We start from the raw sequence: 15976 nt of genomic DNA, 5'->3' as shown, positions 1-15976 counted from the left end.
TGCAATCAATTATCAAAATTGCGCTTCGCCCGTCGGGTGCGGGCGCCGGACGTCGAGGATACTTGGCCTGTCATCCCGGTGCCTGGGAAAACTTTAAAGGAAGCTGTCTATGCACCTGAACCCGGTCCTGTCTGCGACCTGCACGGTGAACGCCGGTAACGTCCTTGAGCTTGATCCGACGTGTGTGGCGGCCCGATGACCCTTCTGGTTAAACCCCGTGCCTTGTTCGTTGGTTTGAGCCTGCTGTGTTTGCTGGCGATCTGGTTGTCGCTGGCGCTGGGCCCGGTGAGTCTGCCGTTGTTCGACACCTTGCGCGCGGCGTTGCGCATGATCGGCCTGCCAATTGCGCCTGACGGTCTTGAACAGGCCGAACTGATTCTTGGACAAATTCGCCTGCCACGGACCTTGCTGGGGCTGGCGGTGGGTGGCGTGCTGGCGTTGTCCGGCGTGGCGATGCAGGGATTATTTCGAAACCCTTTGGCCGATCCGGGGTTGGTCGGCGTGTCCAGTGGCGCGGCATTGGGCGCGGCCATCGCAATTGTCGGTGGTTCGATGTTCGGCGGCCTGCCGGAGTCTTTCGGTCCTTATGTGTTGTCAGTGTGTGCGTTTCTCGGCGGGTTGGGTGTGACGGCGCTGGTGTATCGACTGGGACGGCGCAATGGCCAAACGAATGTCGCAACTATGCTGTTGGCGGGAATCGCGTTGACTGCCCTGGCCGGCTCGGCGGTCGGACTGTTTACTTATCTGGCCGACGACTCGACCTTGCGTACGTTGACGTTCTGGAACCTGGGCAGCCTCAACGGCGCCAGTTATTCGCGGCTTTGGCCATTACTGTTGGTGACTGTCGGGGTGGCGCTTTGGCTGCCACGGCGGGCCAACGCATTAAATGCTTTGTTGTTGGGCGAGTCGGAGGCCGGTCACCTGGGCATCGACGTCGAAGGGCTCAAGCGCGAGTTAGTGTTCTGCACCGCGCTGGGCGTCGGTGCGGCGGTGGCGGCGGCGGGCATGGTCGGGTTTGTCGGTCTGGTGGTTCCGCATCTGGTGCGACTGTTGGCCGGTCCTGATCATCGGGTGTTGTTGCCGGCCTCAGTGCTGGCGGGTGCCAGTCTTCTTCTGTTTGCCGATCTGGTCGCACGGCTTGCGCTGGCGCCGGCGGAACTGCCGATCGGGATTGTCACGGCCTTTATCGGTGCGCCGTTCTTTCTGTACTTACTGCTGAGGGGGCGCGCCTGATGTTGCGAACGCAGAGTCTGCAAATCCGTCGGGGCGGCAAAATCGTTCTGACAGACATTACGCTTGAGCTCATGCCGGGCGAGGTCCTTGGCGTGCTCGGGCCAAACGGCGCCGGCAAAAGCACCTTGCTCGGTGCCTTGTGTGGCGAGTTGAAGGCCGACCTCGGCAGCGTCTGGCTCGATGAGCGGGAGTTGAGTCACTGGGGCGGGGCGCAGCGTGCTCGGCGATTGGCCGTCTTGCCGCAGGTATCGACCCTGGACTTTGCCTTTCGTGTCGAAGAGGTGGTCGGCATGGGCCGTTTGCCTCATCAAAGCGGGCGGGTCCGGGATGACGAGATCATCGCCGCTGCCTTGCACGCTGCCGATGCGGCGCACTTGAGTGGTCGCAGTTACCTGGCTTTGTCCGGCGGCGAGCGTCAGCGGGTGCATCTGGCTCGGGTGCTGGCGCAGTTGTGGCCAGGTGAAGCCGGGCAGACGCTGCTGCTCGATGAGCCGACCTCGATGCTCGACCCGCTGCATCAGCACACCACGTTGCAAGCGGTGCGTGAGTTTGCCGATCACGGCGCTGCGGTGCTGGTGATCCTGCATGATCTGAACCTGGCGGCGCGTTATTGTGATCGCTTGTTGCTGCTCGAAGGCGGGCGGCCGGTGGCGCTCGATACGCCGCAGCAGGTGTTGCAGCCCGAGCCCCTCAAAGCCGTGTTCGGTCTGGATGTCTTGGTGCAGCAACACCCGGAGCGTGGGCATCCGCTGATCATCGCCCGCTGAACATTTCATCGAGGTGAGCACATGCGTGTGATTTTGCTACTGGCGTTGCTGGCCTTGAGTGGGTGCCAGCATCTGACGAACCCACCACCGGTCGCCGGTGAGATTCGCGACCTGAACAGTGGCCAGGTCCTGACGGCCCCTGAACTGATTGCACGGCTGGCCGGATCTTCGCGGCTGATCGTTGGCGAGCAGCATGACAATCGTGATCATCATCAACTGCAATTGTGGTTGTTGCATGCCCTGGGCGAGCGGCGTCCGCAAGGCAGTCTGCTGCTGGAAATGCTCACGCCGGATCAACAGTTGCGTGTCGATGATGTGCACCACGCTTCGACGTTGCCGGCGGATCTGCCCGGTGCGCTAGCCTGGCAGCCGGGATGGGACTGGAATCTGTATGGGCCCATTGTGCGTTTTGCGCTGACTCAGCCCTACCCATTGTTGGCGGCAAATCTGGACAATCTCGACGTCCGCGCCGTCTACGCCAACCCGCCGGTTCTCAAAGGGGCGCGCTCCAATGCGGCTTCGGTCAAGACTGAGTTGCTGGGACAGATAAGCGATTCCCATTGCGGCCTGCTGCCCGCCTCGCAAATGCCGGCGATGCTGGCGGTCCAGCAACAACGTGACCGGCGAATGGCCGAGCGCTTGTTGGCGGCTGCGAGGCCTTCGATGTTATTGGCCGGTGCCTATCATGCGCGCAAGGATGTGGGTGTGCCGATTCATGTGCTGGATCTGGGAGAGGCGCAAATGCCAACCGTTTTGTTGCTGGCAGAGCAGGGCGCCGAGGTGACATCGGCCATGGCTGATTACGTGTGGTACACGCCTGTGGTCGCGCCAGCCCAGGATTACTGTGCGCAAATGCGTAAGCAGTTCAGCCAGTAATCCGACGACTTTTCCGCAGGCAAAAAAAGACCCGGCAAGCGCCGGGTCAAATAACCGTGATTAGCCTGATGAGGAGATATCTGAGAGTCCGAACCAAGGGCTTTTCAAATATCGACCAGTCTCGCGACCAGTTGTGATAATCATAGCGATTCTCATTTGCGTGTCAATCGCTGTTTTTTGATTTCTATCAGTCCGTCGTTTTTCTCACTACTAAAGCCCTGTAATGACGAGGGTTTTCCCTCGCCAGAAATTTACCGGTTCAATTCTTGTGACGTGACGAGATGGCTTCCAGTTGTTTGTTCAAGGCGTCTTTGCGTTCTGCTGGAATGTCGTTCCAGTGCACGTCCATCAATGCGCCTTCGATCGCATACAACAACACCTTGGACGCTCGAAACCCGCGCGTGCGCACGGCTCGATATGCATCCACCGCCCCCAGGCGACGCAAGTCCGATGCACTGTGGATGCCCACGGCATGCAGCCACTGCGCCGACGTCTTGCCAAGATTCTTCAGGTGTTGCAGTTCATCATTCATCAAGCCTCCTTGCGACGGCCGAACGGTGCGTGGGCGAGCTTCTCAGGAGTGTAGCCATCAGTAGGAAAAGCGTGATTGTTTGGTCGGTTTCGACGCAAAAGCTTCTAAGCGAAGGCGCGATGCGTTGGGGGAAAGTCTGCGGTTGCAGTAGGAGGATGCGCGAGGGAGTTGCCTATTGCGGCAAAATACACAGCGTCCAACGCTAAGCGGGGGCGTTGGACTTTCGGGGGGAACGTCGTTTTTAGCGGGTGCGGTAACGCAAGCGTGTCCCGAAATTCATCGACATCAGAATCTCGTCAGCGCTCAGCTCTGCCGGGAAGTAGGCCCCGGAGATCTGTGCGTGGGCCAGGCTGGCGCCTTCCAGGCAAGCGTTGCGAAAGTCGATGCCGCGCAGATCGGCGGAGCGGAAATAGGCATCGGTAAAATCGACGCCGTCGGCATTCAATTCGCGCAGGTCCAGACCACGGAAATCACCGCCGACCATGTCGACAGAAGCGTGGCTGGCACGTTCGGCATTGAAGCCGGTGATGTCGTCTTTGTGCAGCAAGGCATAAAGCGGGGTGTCGAGAAGTTTTGGCTGGCTCATGTCGCATCACCTGATGGTTTTATGACGCCAGTATAGTGCCACTATTTGACAGCCGTGAAGCCGGCAAAGGCTTCACGGCTGAAATAGTTTTTACAGGCCTGGCATGCGCTGACGAATTTGCGCAACGACAGTGTCCAGGGTCCCGCTTTCGTTGGTCTGGATGCGTTTGCTGCACAGGATTTCTGCTGGCGTCAGTGGCTCACGATTCGCCTGCTGGGCTTCGATGACCGCCAGGTTGGCATCGGACGGGTCCTTGTTGTCGGCCTGACGCAACGCCAGCCAGCCCTCGATGACCGCTTGTGGTGCATTGCAGTCGAGGATCAGGAACGGAGCACCGGTAGCCTCGGCAATTTTTGCCGCGCCGTCGCGCTGGTCGCGCTTGAGGTACGTTGCATCGATGACGGCCGGGAAGCCGGCACGCAGGATAACGGCGGCAATCTCATGCAGTCGGTTGTAAGTAGCGACGCTGGCGTCGGCACTATAAATGCCGGCCTGTGGATCGTTCGGTACGGTTTGCTCGCCGAACAGACGTTTGCGCTCGACATCCGAACGCAGGCGAATGGCGCCGAGTGCTTCTACCAGACGCATGGCCACGCGGCTTTTGCCAACGGCCGACACACCGTGAGTAATGGCCAGGAAGCGCGAAGGAATGGTGCTGTAGCTTTCTGCCAGGTTGGCGTAGTTGCGGTACTGGCGCAGGGTGGTGGCGCGCTGCACCGGGTCGGCCTCGGCCGGCATGCTGAACAGGCTGACCTTGGCGCGAACCAGAGCGCGATAGGCTTTATAGAAGTTCAGCAGCTCAAGGCCCTGATAGTCGCCGGTCAGTTCCAGGTACTGACTGATGAAACGACGCGCCAGGCTCTTGAGGCCACGGTCTTCCAGGTCCATTGCCAGGAAACCGGTGTCGGCATAAACGTCGGTGAAGCGGAACGGTTCGTTGAACTCGATGCAGTCGAAGATCACGACCTTGCCATCGATCACGGTGGCATTACCCAAATGGATGTCGCCATGGCATTCGCGGATGAATCCACCGGCCTTGCGCTGAGCAAACAGCGGCTTGAGGCGTTCGAAGCTGCTTTCAGCCCAGGCTTGCAGCGCATCAAGTTGCAGCAGGTCAGCCTTGTCGCTGAGGAACGGGCGGATCTGTTCGAAGTTCTGACGCACCGGCGCCATAACGCTGTCCGGGGTGCCGGCTTCGTGTTCGGCCGGGACTTTCGGTGCGCTGAGGTGAAACTGGGCAATCTGCTCGGCCATCTCGTCGATGTGCGCAGTGGTCAGTTCGCCGTTGGCTTGCAGGGTGCTGAGCAACTGGCTTTGTGGGAACTGGCGCATTTTCAGCGCGTAATCGACAACCGGACCCTCACCGCCCAGTTGCGGTGCTTCGGCGCTGCCGGTGATCGGCAACACTTCCAGATATAAATCCTTGGTCAGGCGCTGGTTAAGGCGCAGCTCTTCACCGCAGAAATGCTTGCGAGCGTCGAGGCTGGTGAAGTCAAGGAAGCCGAAATTCACCGGCTTCTTCACTTTATAAGCAAAGGGGCCTGTCAGAATGACCCAGGAGATATGGGTCTCGATGATCTGGAACCCGTCTACCGGATGCGGGTAGAGGGCCGGGTTTTGCAGGGCGGCGATCAGGGACTGGCTCACAGGCGATCCTTCAGAGTCTGGGGAAAATTCACGGCCGCCATTATGGCCGCAAGTCCGCCTGACGCAAACCTCGGCAGGCTTCTGTTGAGTATGAATAAAGTGCGTATAATCCGCCGCCATGACTCGTACTCGATCCCCCCGCACCCCAAAAAAACCACCTTCCAAGGGCTTGAGCCCCTGGCTGGGCTGGGCCCTTAAACTCAGCCTGGTGGGCCTCGTTGTGCTCGCCGGGTTCGCGGTTTACCTCGATGCCGTGGTTCAGGAGAAGTTCTCCGGCAAGCGTTGGACCATTCCGGCCAAGGTGTACGCGCGCCCGCTTGAACTGTTCACAGGCCAAAAGCTGAGCAAGGATGACTTTCTCACCGAGCTCGATGCATTGGGCTATCGACGTGAAAGCGTCAGTAACGGCCCCGGCGCTGCGGCGGTCAACGGCAACACCGTCGACTTGAATACCCGTGGTTTCCAGTTTTATGAAGGCCTTGAGAAGCCTCAGCCGGTGCGTGTGCGGTTTTCCGGCGATTATGTAGCCGAACTTTCGGCGACCAACGGTTCGAAGCTGTCCGTGGTGCGCCTGGAGCCGCTGCTGATCGGTGGGATTTACCCAAAAAACCTCGAAGATCGCATTCTGATCAAAATCGATCAGGTCCCGCCGTATCTGCTGGAAACCCTGGTGGCCGTGGAAGACCGGGATTTCTATAGCCACTGGGGCGTGTCGCCGAAGTCGATTGCCCGGGCGGTCTGGGTCAATACCTCTGGCGGCAAGATGACCCAGGGCGGCAGTACCCTGACGCAACAGTTGGTGAAGAACTTCTACCTCACCAGCGAGCGCAGCCTGACTCGTAAGCTCACCGAAGCCATGATGGCGATGCTGCTTGAGTTGCATTACGACAAAAAGGAAATTCTCGAGGCGTACCTCAACGAAGTGTTCGTCGGTCAAGACGGTCAGCGTGCGGTGCACGGTTTTGGTCTGGCCAGCCAGTTCTTCTTCGGCCAGCCATTGTCCGAGCTGAAACTGCATCAAGTCGCATTGCTGGTGGGGATGGTCAAGGGGCCGTCCTATTACAACCCGCGTCGCAATCCGGAGCGGGCGCTGGAGCGGCGCAATCTGGTGCTTGATGTCCTGGAGCAACAAGGCGTCGCCACTGCCGAGCAAGTCGCCGCCGCGAAGAACATGCCACTAGGCGTGACGACCCGCGGCAAACTGGCGGACAGCTCTTTCCCGGGTTTCCTCGATCTGGTCAAGCGTCAGCTGCGCGAAGACTATCGCGACGAAGACTTGACCGGAGAAGGCATGCGAATTTTCACAAGTTTCGATCCGATCCTGCAGATGAAAGCCGAAGCCTCGGTCAATGACACTTTTAAGCGCCTGGCTGGGCGCAAAGGCTCGGATGACGTCGAAGCGGCGATGGTCGTGACCAACCCGGAAACCGGTGAAGTCCAGGCCATGATCGGCAGTCGTCAGGCCAGTTTTGCCGGCTTCAACCGCGCGCTGGATGCGGTGCGGCCGATCGGTTCCTTGATCAAGCCTGCGGTTTATCTGACTGCCCTGGAAAAGCCAAGCCAGTACACGTTGACCAGTTGGCTGTCGGACGACTCCTTCTCGGTCAAAGGCGCGGACGGCCAGGTCTGGAAACCCCAGAACTACGATCGCCGCTCCCACGGGACTGTGTTCCTCTATCAAGGCCTGGCGCATTCCTACAACCTGTCGACCGCGCGTCTCGGGTTGGCGATGGGCGTGCCAAATGTCCTCAAGACCCTGGCGCGTCTTGGGGTGAGTCGCGAGTTCCCGGCGTTCCCTTCGATGTTGCTGGGGGCTGGCGGTCTGACGCCGATGGAAGTGGCAACCATGTACCAGACGCTGGCCAACGGTGGCTTCAATACACCGATGCGCGGAATTCGTAGCGTTCTGACTGCCGAAGGCGAACCGCTCAAGCGCTATCCGTTCCAGATTGAACAGCGTTTCGACCCGGGCTCCATCTTCCTGATTCAGAACGCCATGCAGCGGGTCATGCGTGAAGGCACCGGTAGTTCGGTTTATAACGTTTTGCCGAAAACCCTGACCCTGGCCGGCAAGACCGGGACCAGTAATGACTCGCGAGACAGCTGGTTTGCAGGTTTCAGTCAGGATTTGCTGGCGGTGGTCTGGCTGGGTCGCGATGACAACGGCAAGACGCCGTTCACGGGGGCCACGGGTGCTTTGCAAGTCTGGACCAGTTTCATGCGCAAGGCCGATCCATTGCCGCTGGACATGCCGCAGCCGGACAACGTTGTTCAGGCCTGGGTCGATTCGCGTACAGGGCAAGGCTCCGATGCGAACTGCCCAGGCGCGGTGCAGATGCCGTATATTCGCGGCAGTGAACCGCCTCCCGGCGCCGCTTGCGGTGGCGAAAGCCCTGCTTCCGGCGAGACGGTGATGGATTGGGTCAAGGGCTGGATGAACTAAGCAAAGAGGATTTCAAGTGAACAAGTGGTTGATTCCAGCGGTTACCGCCGTGGCTTTGCTCAGCGGTTGCTCCACCGTACAGCGCGGTTCGATTCCGGTTGTGGATTCCGGCAGCGCTGTTTCAAATAGCGAGCGGATTCAGGCGAATGGCGGCTTCCGCCAAACGACAGTGAAGCGCCCTGTGCAAGCCCAGCCTCAGGCAATCCCGCAGGGCGATACCGGTGTGGTGGTCATGGTTCCTGGAGGTGGCGCGGTGACGTCGGCACCGATCAGCACAGCGCCGATCACGCCGGGTCCGATTACGCCCGGCCCGATTGATACCTCGCCGGTGCAGTCGGCGCCAATCAATCAGGGCAGCTACAGCATGCCGTCGACGCCGAGCGGAATTCCTTCGGCCAGTACCGGCGGTGGCTTGTCTGCCGATGAACAACTGGACGGCCCGGTACTGGCATTGTTGACCACCGCTCAACAGCAACAGGCCAACGGTGATCTCAACGGTGCTTCGTCCAGTCTTGAGCGCGCCCAGCGTGTCGCGCCGCGCGAGCCGCAAGTGCTTTATCGTCTGGCTCAGGTGCGCATGGCTCAAGGCGATGCGCCGCAGGCTGAACAATTCGCCCGTCGTGGTCTGACGTTCGCCAATGGTCGTCCTGCGCTTCAGGCTAGCCTGTGGGAATTGATCGCCCAGGCGCGTGAGAAGCAAGGGGATTCCGCAGGTGCGGCACTCGCCCGTCAGAAGGCCAAGGTTACGTCGTGATGGATGCACGCTTCCCCAAGATTGCCGAGCAGCTATTGCTGATCGAGCGTGAACTGCGAATTCAGGGATGGTGGGACGAGGTTTCGCCCTCCGCTGAAGCGTTGTCCAGCGTCGAGCCGTTTTCGGTTGATACGCTGGATTTCGAGCAGTGGCTGCAATGGATCTTCCTGCCGCGCATGAAGGCCATCCTTGAGCAGGATCTGCCATTGCCCAACGCGTCGGGAATTCAGGAAATGGCCGAAATGGTCTTCGCCGGACGCAATGTCCAGGGCAAGGACCGGCAGTTGCAGGTCTTGCTCAAAGAGTTCGATCTGCTGATCACTGCCTCCCGCTGAATTGGAAACTGCCAGTACCTACTGGCAGTTTTTCTCGATCTGTTTTTGTGCCTCGGAAATTCGTTCCTGACGCTGCTCGTCATTGAGGCGACGCATCTCGCCGTCAACTTCTTCACGCAAACGCGGATTGTTCTGCAGTTGAGCCAGGTTCGTTCGCGCCTGATTGCAGAATACCTTTAGCTGGGCTTGCTGCTCGGCGACCTGTTTTTTTACTGTCTTGTCGATGGCCTGTTGATCGCCGATCGCGGTGCTGTGCGATGGCGTGACCGGTTTGCCGGAAGGCGAGGAGGGCGTCACCACGGTCGTGACCTCCTCTCCTTGGGGCGGTTGTGCGTCAAAGTGAGTAACGCCTTGGGCGTCGACCCATTTGTAGATCTGTCCCGCCATACACAAAGGGCTGATCAGCAGACTGACCATGATGAACGTTCGCATGCCATTTCCTTGCCAGAGTTGCGCAATTGAAGCTAACACAGTTGCTGTTTAGCGGTTTTTTCTTGCTTTCTCATGTGCTTACTTCAATAAAGCACATAGACGACTTGACTTGCAGGGGACGAAACAGAAGAATCCAAAGTCCGCTGTAGAGGGACTGCCAGAAGCAGACCCACTCAGCAGATCATGAGGCGCACATCCGCGCCGACCTGTTACACCCGCAACGCGTTACCTCGCGCTGGGTGGGAAAGGCCCGCAACACTTGGGACGATCCCAATACTTGCTCAGTCAGTGCTGACGTAGTCGGCGACCACCGTCGCTCATGCTCTGCTGAGAAGTAAACCTATTAGACCCGTCCCTTCTTATGTGGGCGGTATTCTGGCGTTTTAGAGGTGGACAACGTGGAGCTTTTATCTGGCGGTGAGATGATCGTCCGCTTTTTGCGTGACGAAGGCGTCAAGTATATCTATGGGTACCCGGGTGGTGCCGCATTGCATATCTATGACGCGCTGTTCAAAGAACCAGCTGTTCAACATATTCTCGTTCGTCATGAGCAGGCTGCCACTCACATGGCTGACGGCTATGCGCGTGCTACCGGCAAGGCTGGCGTCGTTCTGGTGACTTCAGGTCCTGGTGCGACCAACGTCATTACCGGTATTGCCACGGCGTACATGGACTCGATCCCGATGGTGATCCTGACCGCCCAAGTGCCTAGCATGATGGTCGGTACCGATGCGTTCCAGGAAACCGACATGATCGGTATCTCCCGGCCAATCGTGAAACACAGTTTCATGATCAAGCATGCTTCGGAAATCCCTGAAGTCATGAAGAAGGCCTTCTACCTGGCGCAATCCGGTCGTCCCGGTCCTGTCGTTGTCGACATTCCGAAAGACATGACCAACCCGGCCGAGAAGTTCGAATACATTTTCCCGAAAAAAGCCAAGCTGCGTTCCTACAGTCCGGCGGTTCGTGGTCATTCGGGCCAGATCCGCAAAGCCGTGGAAATGCTGTTGGCGGCCAAGCGGCCGATCATCTATGCCGGCGGTGGCGTCATCCTGGGTAATGGCTCCGCGCCGTTGACCGAATTGGCGCAACTGCTGAACGCACCGGTCACCAATACCTTGATGGGCCTCGGCGCCTATCCGGGCAGCGACCGTCAGTTCCTCGGCATGCTTGGTATGCACGGCAGCTACACCGCCAACCTGGCGATGCACCATGCGGATGTGATCCTGGCTGTCGGCGCGCGTTTTGATGACCGTGTTATCAACGGTGCGTCGAAGTTCTGCCCGAGCGCCAAGATCATCCACATCGACATCGACCCCGCTTCGATCTCCAAGACCATCAAGGCCGACGTTCCGATCGTAGGCCCGGTGGAAAGTGTGCTGACTGAAATGGTCGCTACCTTCAAGGAAATCGGCGAGACACCTAACAAGGAGTCGGTTGCTGCCTGGTGGAAGCAGGTTGAAGAGTGGCGCGGTGATCGCGACATGTTCCCTTACAACAAGGGTGACGGCAGCATCATCAAGCCGCAGACCGTGATTGAAACCCTCCACGAAGTGACCAAGGGCGATGCCTATATCACTTCGGACGTGGGTCAACATCAAATGTTCGCGGCGCAGTACTACCGCTTCAACAAGCCAAACCGCTGGATCAACTCGGGTGGCCTGGGCACGATGGGCTTCGGTTTTCCGGCCGCGATGGGCGTGAAACTGAGCTTCCCGGACGCTGATGTGGCGTGTGTGACCGGTGAAGGCAGCATCCAGATGAACATCCAGGAGCTGTCGACCTGCTTGCAGCATGACCTGCCGGTGAAGATCGTTCTGCTCAACAACGGCGTACTCGGCATGGTTCGTCAGTGGCAGGACATGAGCTACGGCGCGCGTCACTCGCACTCCTACATGGAATCGTTGCCCGATTTCGTCAAGCTGGCTGAAGCTTACGGTCACGTCGGCATGCGCATCACGGATTTGAAAGATCTGAAGCCGATGATGGAGCAAGCGTTCGCCATGAAGGACCGCCTGGTGTTCATCGACATCAAGGTCGACGCTGGCGAGCACGTCTACCCGATGCAGATCAAAGACGGCTCCATGCGCGATATGTGGCTGAGCAAGACGGAGCGTACTTAATCATGCGGCACATTATTTCCTTGCTTCTGGAAAACGAACCTGGCGCTCTGTCTCGTGTAGTCGGCCTGTTCTCGCAGCGCAACTACAACATCGAAAGCCTGACCGTGGCACCCACCGAAGACCCGACCCTGTCGCGTCTGACGTTGACCACGGTGGGGCACGATGAAGTCATCGAGCAGATCACCAAGAACCTGAACAAGTTGATCGAAGTGGTCAAACTGGTCGACCTGTCGGAGAGTGCTCACATCGAGCGCGAACTGATGCTGGTCAAGGTCAAGGCCACCGGTGCCCAGCGCGCCGAGATCAAGCGCACCACCGATATTTATCGTGGGCAGATCGTTGATGTCAGCGCTAGCGTGTATACCGTTCAATTGACCGGTACCAGCGACAAGCTCGACAGCTTCATTCAGTCCATTGGCACCGCTTCGATTCTGGAAACCGTCCGCAGCGGCGTAACCGGTATTGCCCGCGGCGACAAAGTACTCAGCATCTAAACCAAATTAGCGAATGGCCTGAACGGCCTGGATATATAGGGGAATTTCATGAAAGTTTATTACGAAAAAGACTGTGACCTGTCGATCATCCAGGGCAAGAAAGTTGCCATCATCGGTTACGGTTCCCAAGGCCACGCTCAAGCGTGCAACCTGAAAGATTCCGGCGTTGACGTTACTGTTGGTCTGCGTAAAGGTTCGGCCACTGTTGCCAAAGCCGAAGCTCACGGCCTGAAAGTGACCGACGTTGCTTCCGCCGTTGCTGCTGCCGACCTGGTCATGATCCTGACCCCGGACGAATTCCAGTCTGCCCTGTACAAGAACGAAATCGAGCCGAACATCAAGAAAGGCGCCACCCTGGCCTTCTCCCACGGTTTCGCGATCCACTACAACCAGGTTGTTCCGCGCGCTGACCTTGACGTGATCATGATCGCGCCGAAGGCTCCGGGCCACACCGTGCGTTCCGAGTTCGTCAAAGGCGGCGGTATTCCTGATCTGATCGCTATCTATCAGGATGCTTCCGGCAACGCCAAAAACGTTGCACTGTCCTACGCCGCTGGCGTCGGTGGCGGTCGTACCGGCATCATCGAAACCACCTTCAAGGACGAGACTGAAACCGACCTGTTCGGCGAACAAGCCGTTCTGTGTGGCGGTACCGTTGAACTGGTCAAGGCCGGTTTCGAAACCCTGGTTGAAGCTGGCTACGCGCCGGAAATGGCCTACTTCGAATGCCTGCACGAACTGAAACTGATCGTTGACCTCATGTACGAAGGCGGTATCGCCAACATGAACTACTCGATCTCCAACAACGCTGAATACGGCGAGTACGTGACCGGTCCGGAAGTGATCAACGCCGAATCCCGTCAGGCCATGCGCAACGCCCTGAAACGTATTCAGGACGGCGAATACGCCAAGATGTTCATCAGCGAAGGTGCAACCGGCTATCCTTCGATGACCGCCAAGCGTCGTAACAACGCCGCTCACGGTATCGAGATCATCGGCGAGCAACTGCGCTCCATGATGCCGTGGATCGGTGCCAACAAGATCGTCGACAAAGCTAAAAACTAAGTCGCGCACTTGTACAAAAAAACGCGGCTTATGCCGCGTTTTTTCGTTTGGGCGGTCGGTTCTGGTATAAAGCTGCATCGTTTGCGGCCGAACCGTCGTCCCAGACACCTGTCGAAACTTTCCACCCCCGTTGCAAGGTATTGTCCATGAGCGAACGTCCCGAAGAGCCAAACCAGGCTTCTGACGCCGAAAGCCTGCTGCCCATCGATGAGCACATCGAGGAAGGGCATGACGCTGAAGGTCGTAAAGTCCGGCATCGTGGTATCTATCTTCTGCCGAATCTGTTCACCACTGCGAACCTGTTCGCAGGGTTTTATTCCATCATCAACTCAATGAGCGCCCAGAGTGCCCTGAGTGCCGGTGATTCGATAGGCGCAAGCAAGTATTTCGCTTTTGCCGCAATCGCGATTTTTGTCGCCATGGTGCTCGACGGCCTGGACGGTCGAGTCGCCCGCATGACCAACACACAGAGTGCATTCGGCGCCGAATACGATTCGCTGTCGGATATGGTCGCCTTTGGTGTCGCGCCGGCGTTGCTGGCATTTGGCTGGGCCCTGGGCGACATGGGCAAGGTTGGCTGGATGGTTGCCTTCATCTATGTGGCGGGCGCTGCGTTGCGACTGGCGCGGTTCAACACACAAGTTGGCACGGCTGATAAGCGCTACTTCATCGGTCTGGCCAGTCCGGCAGCTGCAGGTGTCGTTGCCGGGATTGTCTGGGCATTCAGCGATTACGGGATCCAGGGTTCCAAGATGTCATTCCTGGTTGCGTTGATGGTCGCGGCTGCGGGCATGTTGATGGTCAGCAACATCAAGTACAACAGCTTCAAGGAGCTGGACTTGAAGGGGCGTGTCCCCTTTGTCGCGATCCTGGCGGTGGTGCTGGTGTTTGCTGTGGTGTTCAGTGATCCGCCGCGTATTTTGCTACTGGTTTTCCTTGCTTACGCGGCATCTGGTCCGGTTCAATACCTTTTGCATCTTCGTCGCCACAAAAAAACCGAGTGATGTAATTTCGCTCATACTCCGCAGTCTATTGGTGCATCTGTCCTCCAATGCTGCGGAGTTGCCATGCTGATCAAAATCCCCAAAGCGTCTGACTGCCATGAGTCGGACGTCACGCCTGAATCGTTCTATCTCTCCCGACGTAATCTACTGGGCGCAACCGTTGCCGGTTTGGCTGTGAGCGCTCTGCCGCGTTGGGCTAGCGCTGACGATGCTGCTCGTTATGCCGATGTCGAGCCAGGCAAGGCGCCTTCCTGGTTTGCCGAAAAGCTTCCTTCTACCAAGTGGGGGGCGGTCAACGTCAAGGATGAGGCAATCACGCCCTTCAAGGACGCAACCCACTACAACAACTTCTATGAGTTCGGCACCGATAAAGGTGATCCAGCGGCCAATGCGGGTGCGCTGAAGACTGAGCCGTGGAGTGTTGTGGTGGACGGGGAGGTGGGTAAGCCAGGCCGGTATGCGCTGGAAGACTTTATGAAGCCTTATCAGTTGGAGGAACGAATCTATCGTCTGCGCTGTGTTGAAGCGTGGTCGATGGTCATTCCCTGGATGGGTTTTCCGATCTCTGCGTTGCTCAAGGAAGTCGAGCCGACGTCGAAGGCCAAATTCATCCGGTTCGAAACGCTGCAGGATCCGAAAAGCATGCCTGGACAGCGTTCTGGCTTCGCCTTGATCGACTGGCCTTATATAGAGGGGCTGCGACTCGATGAGGCAATGAACCCGTTGGCGATTCTGGCGGTGGGTATGTATGGGCGTGAGCTGCCGAATCAGAACGGGGCGCCGCTGCGTTTGGTCGTGCCCTGGAAGTACGGCTTCAAGAGCATCAAGTCGATTGTGCGGATCAGTCTGGTTAGCGAGCAGCCGAAAACGACCTGGCAGAGCATTGCCGCCGATGAATATGGTTTCTACGCGAACGTGAATCCCACGGTCGATCACCCACGCTGGACACAAGCGCGCGAGCGTCGTTTGCCGAGCGGCTTGTTCAAGCCAAATGTGCGGGATACCCAGATGTTCAATGGCTACTCCGATGAAGTCGCTTCTCTCTATGCAGGGCTCGATCTGCGGAAGAATTACTGATGCGTTTTTCCTTTTGGCGAATTGGCGTCTTTATAGCTGCTGCGGTATGGCCGCTGCTTTGGTTGTATCAGGCCTGGGAAGATGTATTGGGTCCTGATCCTGGCAAAGTGCTGGTTGATCGGTTGGGGCTGGGGACGCTTATCCTGCTTCTTATTACTTTAAGCATGACGCCACTGCAGAAGCTTACCGGATGGTCGGGTTGGATTGCCGTCCGCAGGCAACTCGGGTTGTGGTGTTTCGCCTATGTGGTTCTGCATCTGAGCGGCTATACGGCGTTCATTCTTGGATTTGACTGGTCGCAGCTGGGCGTCGAGTTGCGCAAGCGGCCGTACATTATTGTCGGGACGTTGGGCTTTTTGTGTTTGTTGGCGTTGGCAGTGACCTCCAATCGTTATAGTCAGCGACGACTGGGAGTGCGCTGGAAGAAACTGCACCGGCTTGTTTATGTCGTTCTCGGGCTTGGACTGCTGCATATGTTGTGGATCGTTCGTGCCGATCTGAGGGAGTGGTCCATTTATGCAGCTATAGGGACGTTGCTATTGGCGTTACGAATCCCTGCTGTGACGCGCCGAATTCCGCGTTTGATAGCTAAAAAGACCTCTTCTGCA

Annotated in this window: 16 protein-coding genes; 12 read left to right on the top strand and 4 right to left on the bottom strand. The window is 58.0% G+C overall.

All coding sequences use genetic code 11. The features are described 5' to 3' along the window. Positions 1-249 precede the first annotated feature (249 nt). From ACM6I0_RS26125 to ACM6I0_RS26115, 3 genes are read left to right on the top strand one after another with little or no spacing between them, the layout of a single operon-like run. Positions 250-1233: a FecCD family ABC transporter permease gene (locus ACM6I0_RS26125; protein WP_285433686.1), complete on the top strand. Its 984-nt coding sequence runs from the start codon at positions 250-252 to the stop codon at positions 1231-1233. Next, positions 1233-2000, top strand: a complete 768-nt coding sequence (locus ACM6I0_RS26120; RefSeq protein WP_414923625.1) for a heme ABC transporter ATP-binding protein — start codon at positions 1233-1235, stop codon at positions 1998-2000. The genes ACM6I0_RS26125 and ACM6I0_RS26120 overlap by 1 nt, the downstream gene beginning before the upstream one ends. Before the next feature lie 21 nt (positions 2001-2021). Beyond that, positions 2022-2876: a ChaN family lipoprotein gene (locus ACM6I0_RS26115; RefSeq protein WP_285433669.1), complete on the top strand. Its 855-nt coding sequence runs from the start codon at positions 2022-2024 to the stop codon at positions 2874-2876. Between the two features lie 259 nt (positions 2877-3135). Here ACM6I0_RS26115 and ACM6I0_RS26110 read toward each other — a convergent pair whose 3' ends face one another. The 3 genes from ACM6I0_RS26110 to ACM6I0_RS26100 all read right to left on the bottom strand — a co-directional run bounded on the left by ACM6I0_RS26110 (position 3136) and on the right by ACM6I0_RS26100 (position 5641). Continuing rightward, the gene (locus tag ACM6I0_RS26110; RefSeq protein WP_003228231.1) at positions 3136-3408 is read right to left on the bottom strand and encodes a TfoX/Sxy family protein; all 273 of its coding nucleotides are present in this window, start codon (positions 3406-3408) and stop codon (positions 3136-3138) included. Between the two features lie 241 nt (positions 3409-3649). Further along, positions 3650-3994 (bottom strand): pentapeptide repeat-containing protein, encoded by a 345-nt coding sequence (locus tag ACM6I0_RS26105; protein ID WP_285433667.1) that lies wholly within the window; start codon positions 3992-3994, stop codon positions 3650-3652. A 90-nt stretch (positions 3995-4084) separates the two neighbouring features. Beyond that, positions 4085-5641, bottom strand: coding sequence for an AAA family ATPase (locus ACM6I0_RS26100; RefSeq protein WP_414923624.1), 1557 nt, complete (start codon positions 5639-5641; stop codon positions 4085-4087). A gap of 118 nt (positions 5642-5759) precedes the next feature. Between ACM6I0_RS26100 and mrcB the strand changes: the two genes are divergently transcribed. From mrcB to ACM6I0_RS26085, 3 genes are read left to right on the top strand one after another with little or no spacing between them, the layout of a single operon-like run. Beyond that, positions 5760-8084: a penicillin-binding protein 1B gene (gene mrcB, locus ACM6I0_RS26095; protein WP_222588464.1), complete on the top strand. Its 2325-nt coding sequence runs from the start codon at positions 5760-5762 to the stop codon at positions 8082-8084. A 16-nt stretch (positions 8085-8100) separates the two neighbouring features. Continuing rightward, positions 8101-8838 carry a tetratricopeptide repeat protein gene (locus ACM6I0_RS26090; RefSeq protein WP_414923623.1) on the top strand — a complete coding sequence of 246 codons (738 nt, stop codon included), beginning with the start codon at positions 8101-8103 and terminating at the stop codon, positions 8836-8838. Beyond that, positions 8838-9173, top strand: coding sequence for a YqcC family protein (locus ACM6I0_RS26085; RefSeq protein ID WP_285433661.1), 336 nt, complete (start codon positions 8838-8840; stop codon positions 9171-9173). The genes ACM6I0_RS26090 and ACM6I0_RS26085 overlap by 1 nt, the downstream gene beginning before the upstream one ends. A gap of 18 nt (positions 9174-9191) precedes the next feature. Here ACM6I0_RS26085 and ACM6I0_RS26080 read toward each other — a convergent pair whose 3' ends face one another. Then, positions 9192-9605, bottom strand: a complete 414-nt coding sequence (locus ACM6I0_RS26080) for a DUF4124 domain-containing protein (protein ID WP_285433660.1) — start codon at positions 9603-9605, stop codon at positions 9192-9194. 398 nt (positions 9606-10003) lie between these two features. Here ACM6I0_RS26080 and ACM6I0_RS26075 point away from each other — a divergent pair, with 398 nt between their 5' ends. The 6 genes from ACM6I0_RS26075 to msrQ form a co-directional block, all read left to right on the top strand. After that, positions 10004-11728 (top strand): acetolactate synthase 3 large subunit, encoded by a 1725-nt coding sequence (locus tag ACM6I0_RS26075; RefSeq protein WP_285433658.1) that lies wholly within the window; start codon positions 10004-10006, stop codon positions 11726-11728. A gap of 2 nt (positions 11729-11730) precedes the next feature. Further along, positions 11731-12222 (top strand): acetolactate synthase small subunit, encoded by a 492-nt coding sequence (ilvN, locus tag ACM6I0_RS26070; protein ID WP_003176102.1) that lies wholly within the window; start codon positions 11731-11733, stop codon positions 12220-12222. Positions 12223-12270: 48 nt separating this feature from the next. Next, positions 12271-13287: a ketol-acid reductoisomerase gene (ilvC, locus tag ACM6I0_RS26065; RefSeq protein ID WP_007948647.1), complete on the top strand. Its 1017-nt coding sequence runs from the start codon at positions 12271-12273 to the stop codon at positions 13285-13287. A 146-nt stretch (positions 13288-13433) separates the two neighbouring features. Next, positions 13434-14291, top strand: a complete 858-nt coding sequence (gene pssA / locus ACM6I0_RS26060; RefSeq protein WP_285433656.1) for a CDP-diacylglycerol--serine O-phosphatidyltransferase — start codon at positions 13434-13436, stop codon at positions 14289-14291. Between the two features lie 63 nt (positions 14292-14354). Then, a complete protein-coding gene (msrP, locus tag ACM6I0_RS26055; RefSeq protein ID WP_285433654.1) occupies positions 14355-15368 on the top strand; it encodes a protein-methionine-sulfoxide reductase catalytic subunit MsrP in 1014 nt (337 codons plus the stop codon). Beyond that, on the top strand, positions 15368-15976 hold a 609-nt coding region (gene msrQ, locus ACM6I0_RS26050), incomplete at its 3' end, for a protein-methionine-sulfoxide reductase heme-binding subunit MsrQ (protein WP_414923622.1). The genes msrP and msrQ, both read left to right, overlap by 1 nt.

Source organism: Pseudomonas sp. IT-P294, from assembly GCF_949767865.1.
GTDB lineage: Bacteria > Pseudomonadota > Gammaproteobacteria > Pseudomonadales > Pseudomonadaceae > Aquipseudomonas.
This window is presented reverse-complemented; position numbering and strand designations above follow the sequence as displayed.

Bases quoted from the DNA above. Each gene is read 5' to 3' on its own strand.
- ACM6I0_RS26120 (WP_414923625.1), top strand. From the start codon at position 1,233: ATGTTGCGAACGCAGAGTCTGCAAATCCGTCGGGGCGGCAAAATCGTT.
- ACM6I0_RS26115 (WP_285433669.1), top strand. From the start codon at position 2,022: ATGCGTGTGATTTTGCTACTGGCGTTGCTGGCCTTGAGTGGGTGCCAG.
- ACM6I0_RS26110 (WP_003228231.1), bottom strand. From the start codon at position 3,408: ATGAATGATGAACTGCAACACCTGAAGAATCTTGGCAAGACGTCGGCG.
- ACM6I0_RS26105 (WP_285433667.1), bottom strand. From the start codon at position 3,994: ATGAGCCAGCCAAAACTTCTCGACACCCCGCTTTATGCCTTGCTGCAC.
- mrcB (WP_222588464.1), top strand. From the start codon at position 5,760: ATGACTCGTACTCGATCCCCCCGCACCCCAAAAAAACCACCTTCCAAG.
- ACM6I0_RS26085 (WP_285433661.1), top strand. From the start codon at position 8,838: ATGGATGCACGCTTCCCCAAGATTGCCGAGCAGCTATTGCTGATCGAG.
- ACM6I0_RS26080 (WP_285433660.1), bottom strand. From the start codon at position 9,605: ATGCGAACGTTCATCATGGTCAGTCTGCTGATCAGCCCTTTGTGTATG.
- ilvN (WP_003176102.1), top strand. From the start codon at position 11,731: ATGCGGCACATTATTTCCTTGCTTCTGGAAAACGAACCTGGCGCTCTG.
- ilvC (WP_007948647.1), top strand. From the start codon at position 12,271: ATGAAAGTTTATTACGAAAAAGACTGTGACCTGTCGATCATCCAGGGC.
- pssA (WP_285433656.1), top strand. From the start codon at position 13,434: ATGAGCGAACGTCCCGAAGAGCCAAACCAGGCTTCTGACGCCGAAAGC.
- msrP (WP_285433654.1), top strand. From the start codon at position 14,355: ATGCTGATCAAAATCCCCAAAGCGTCTGACTGCCATGAGTCGGACGTC.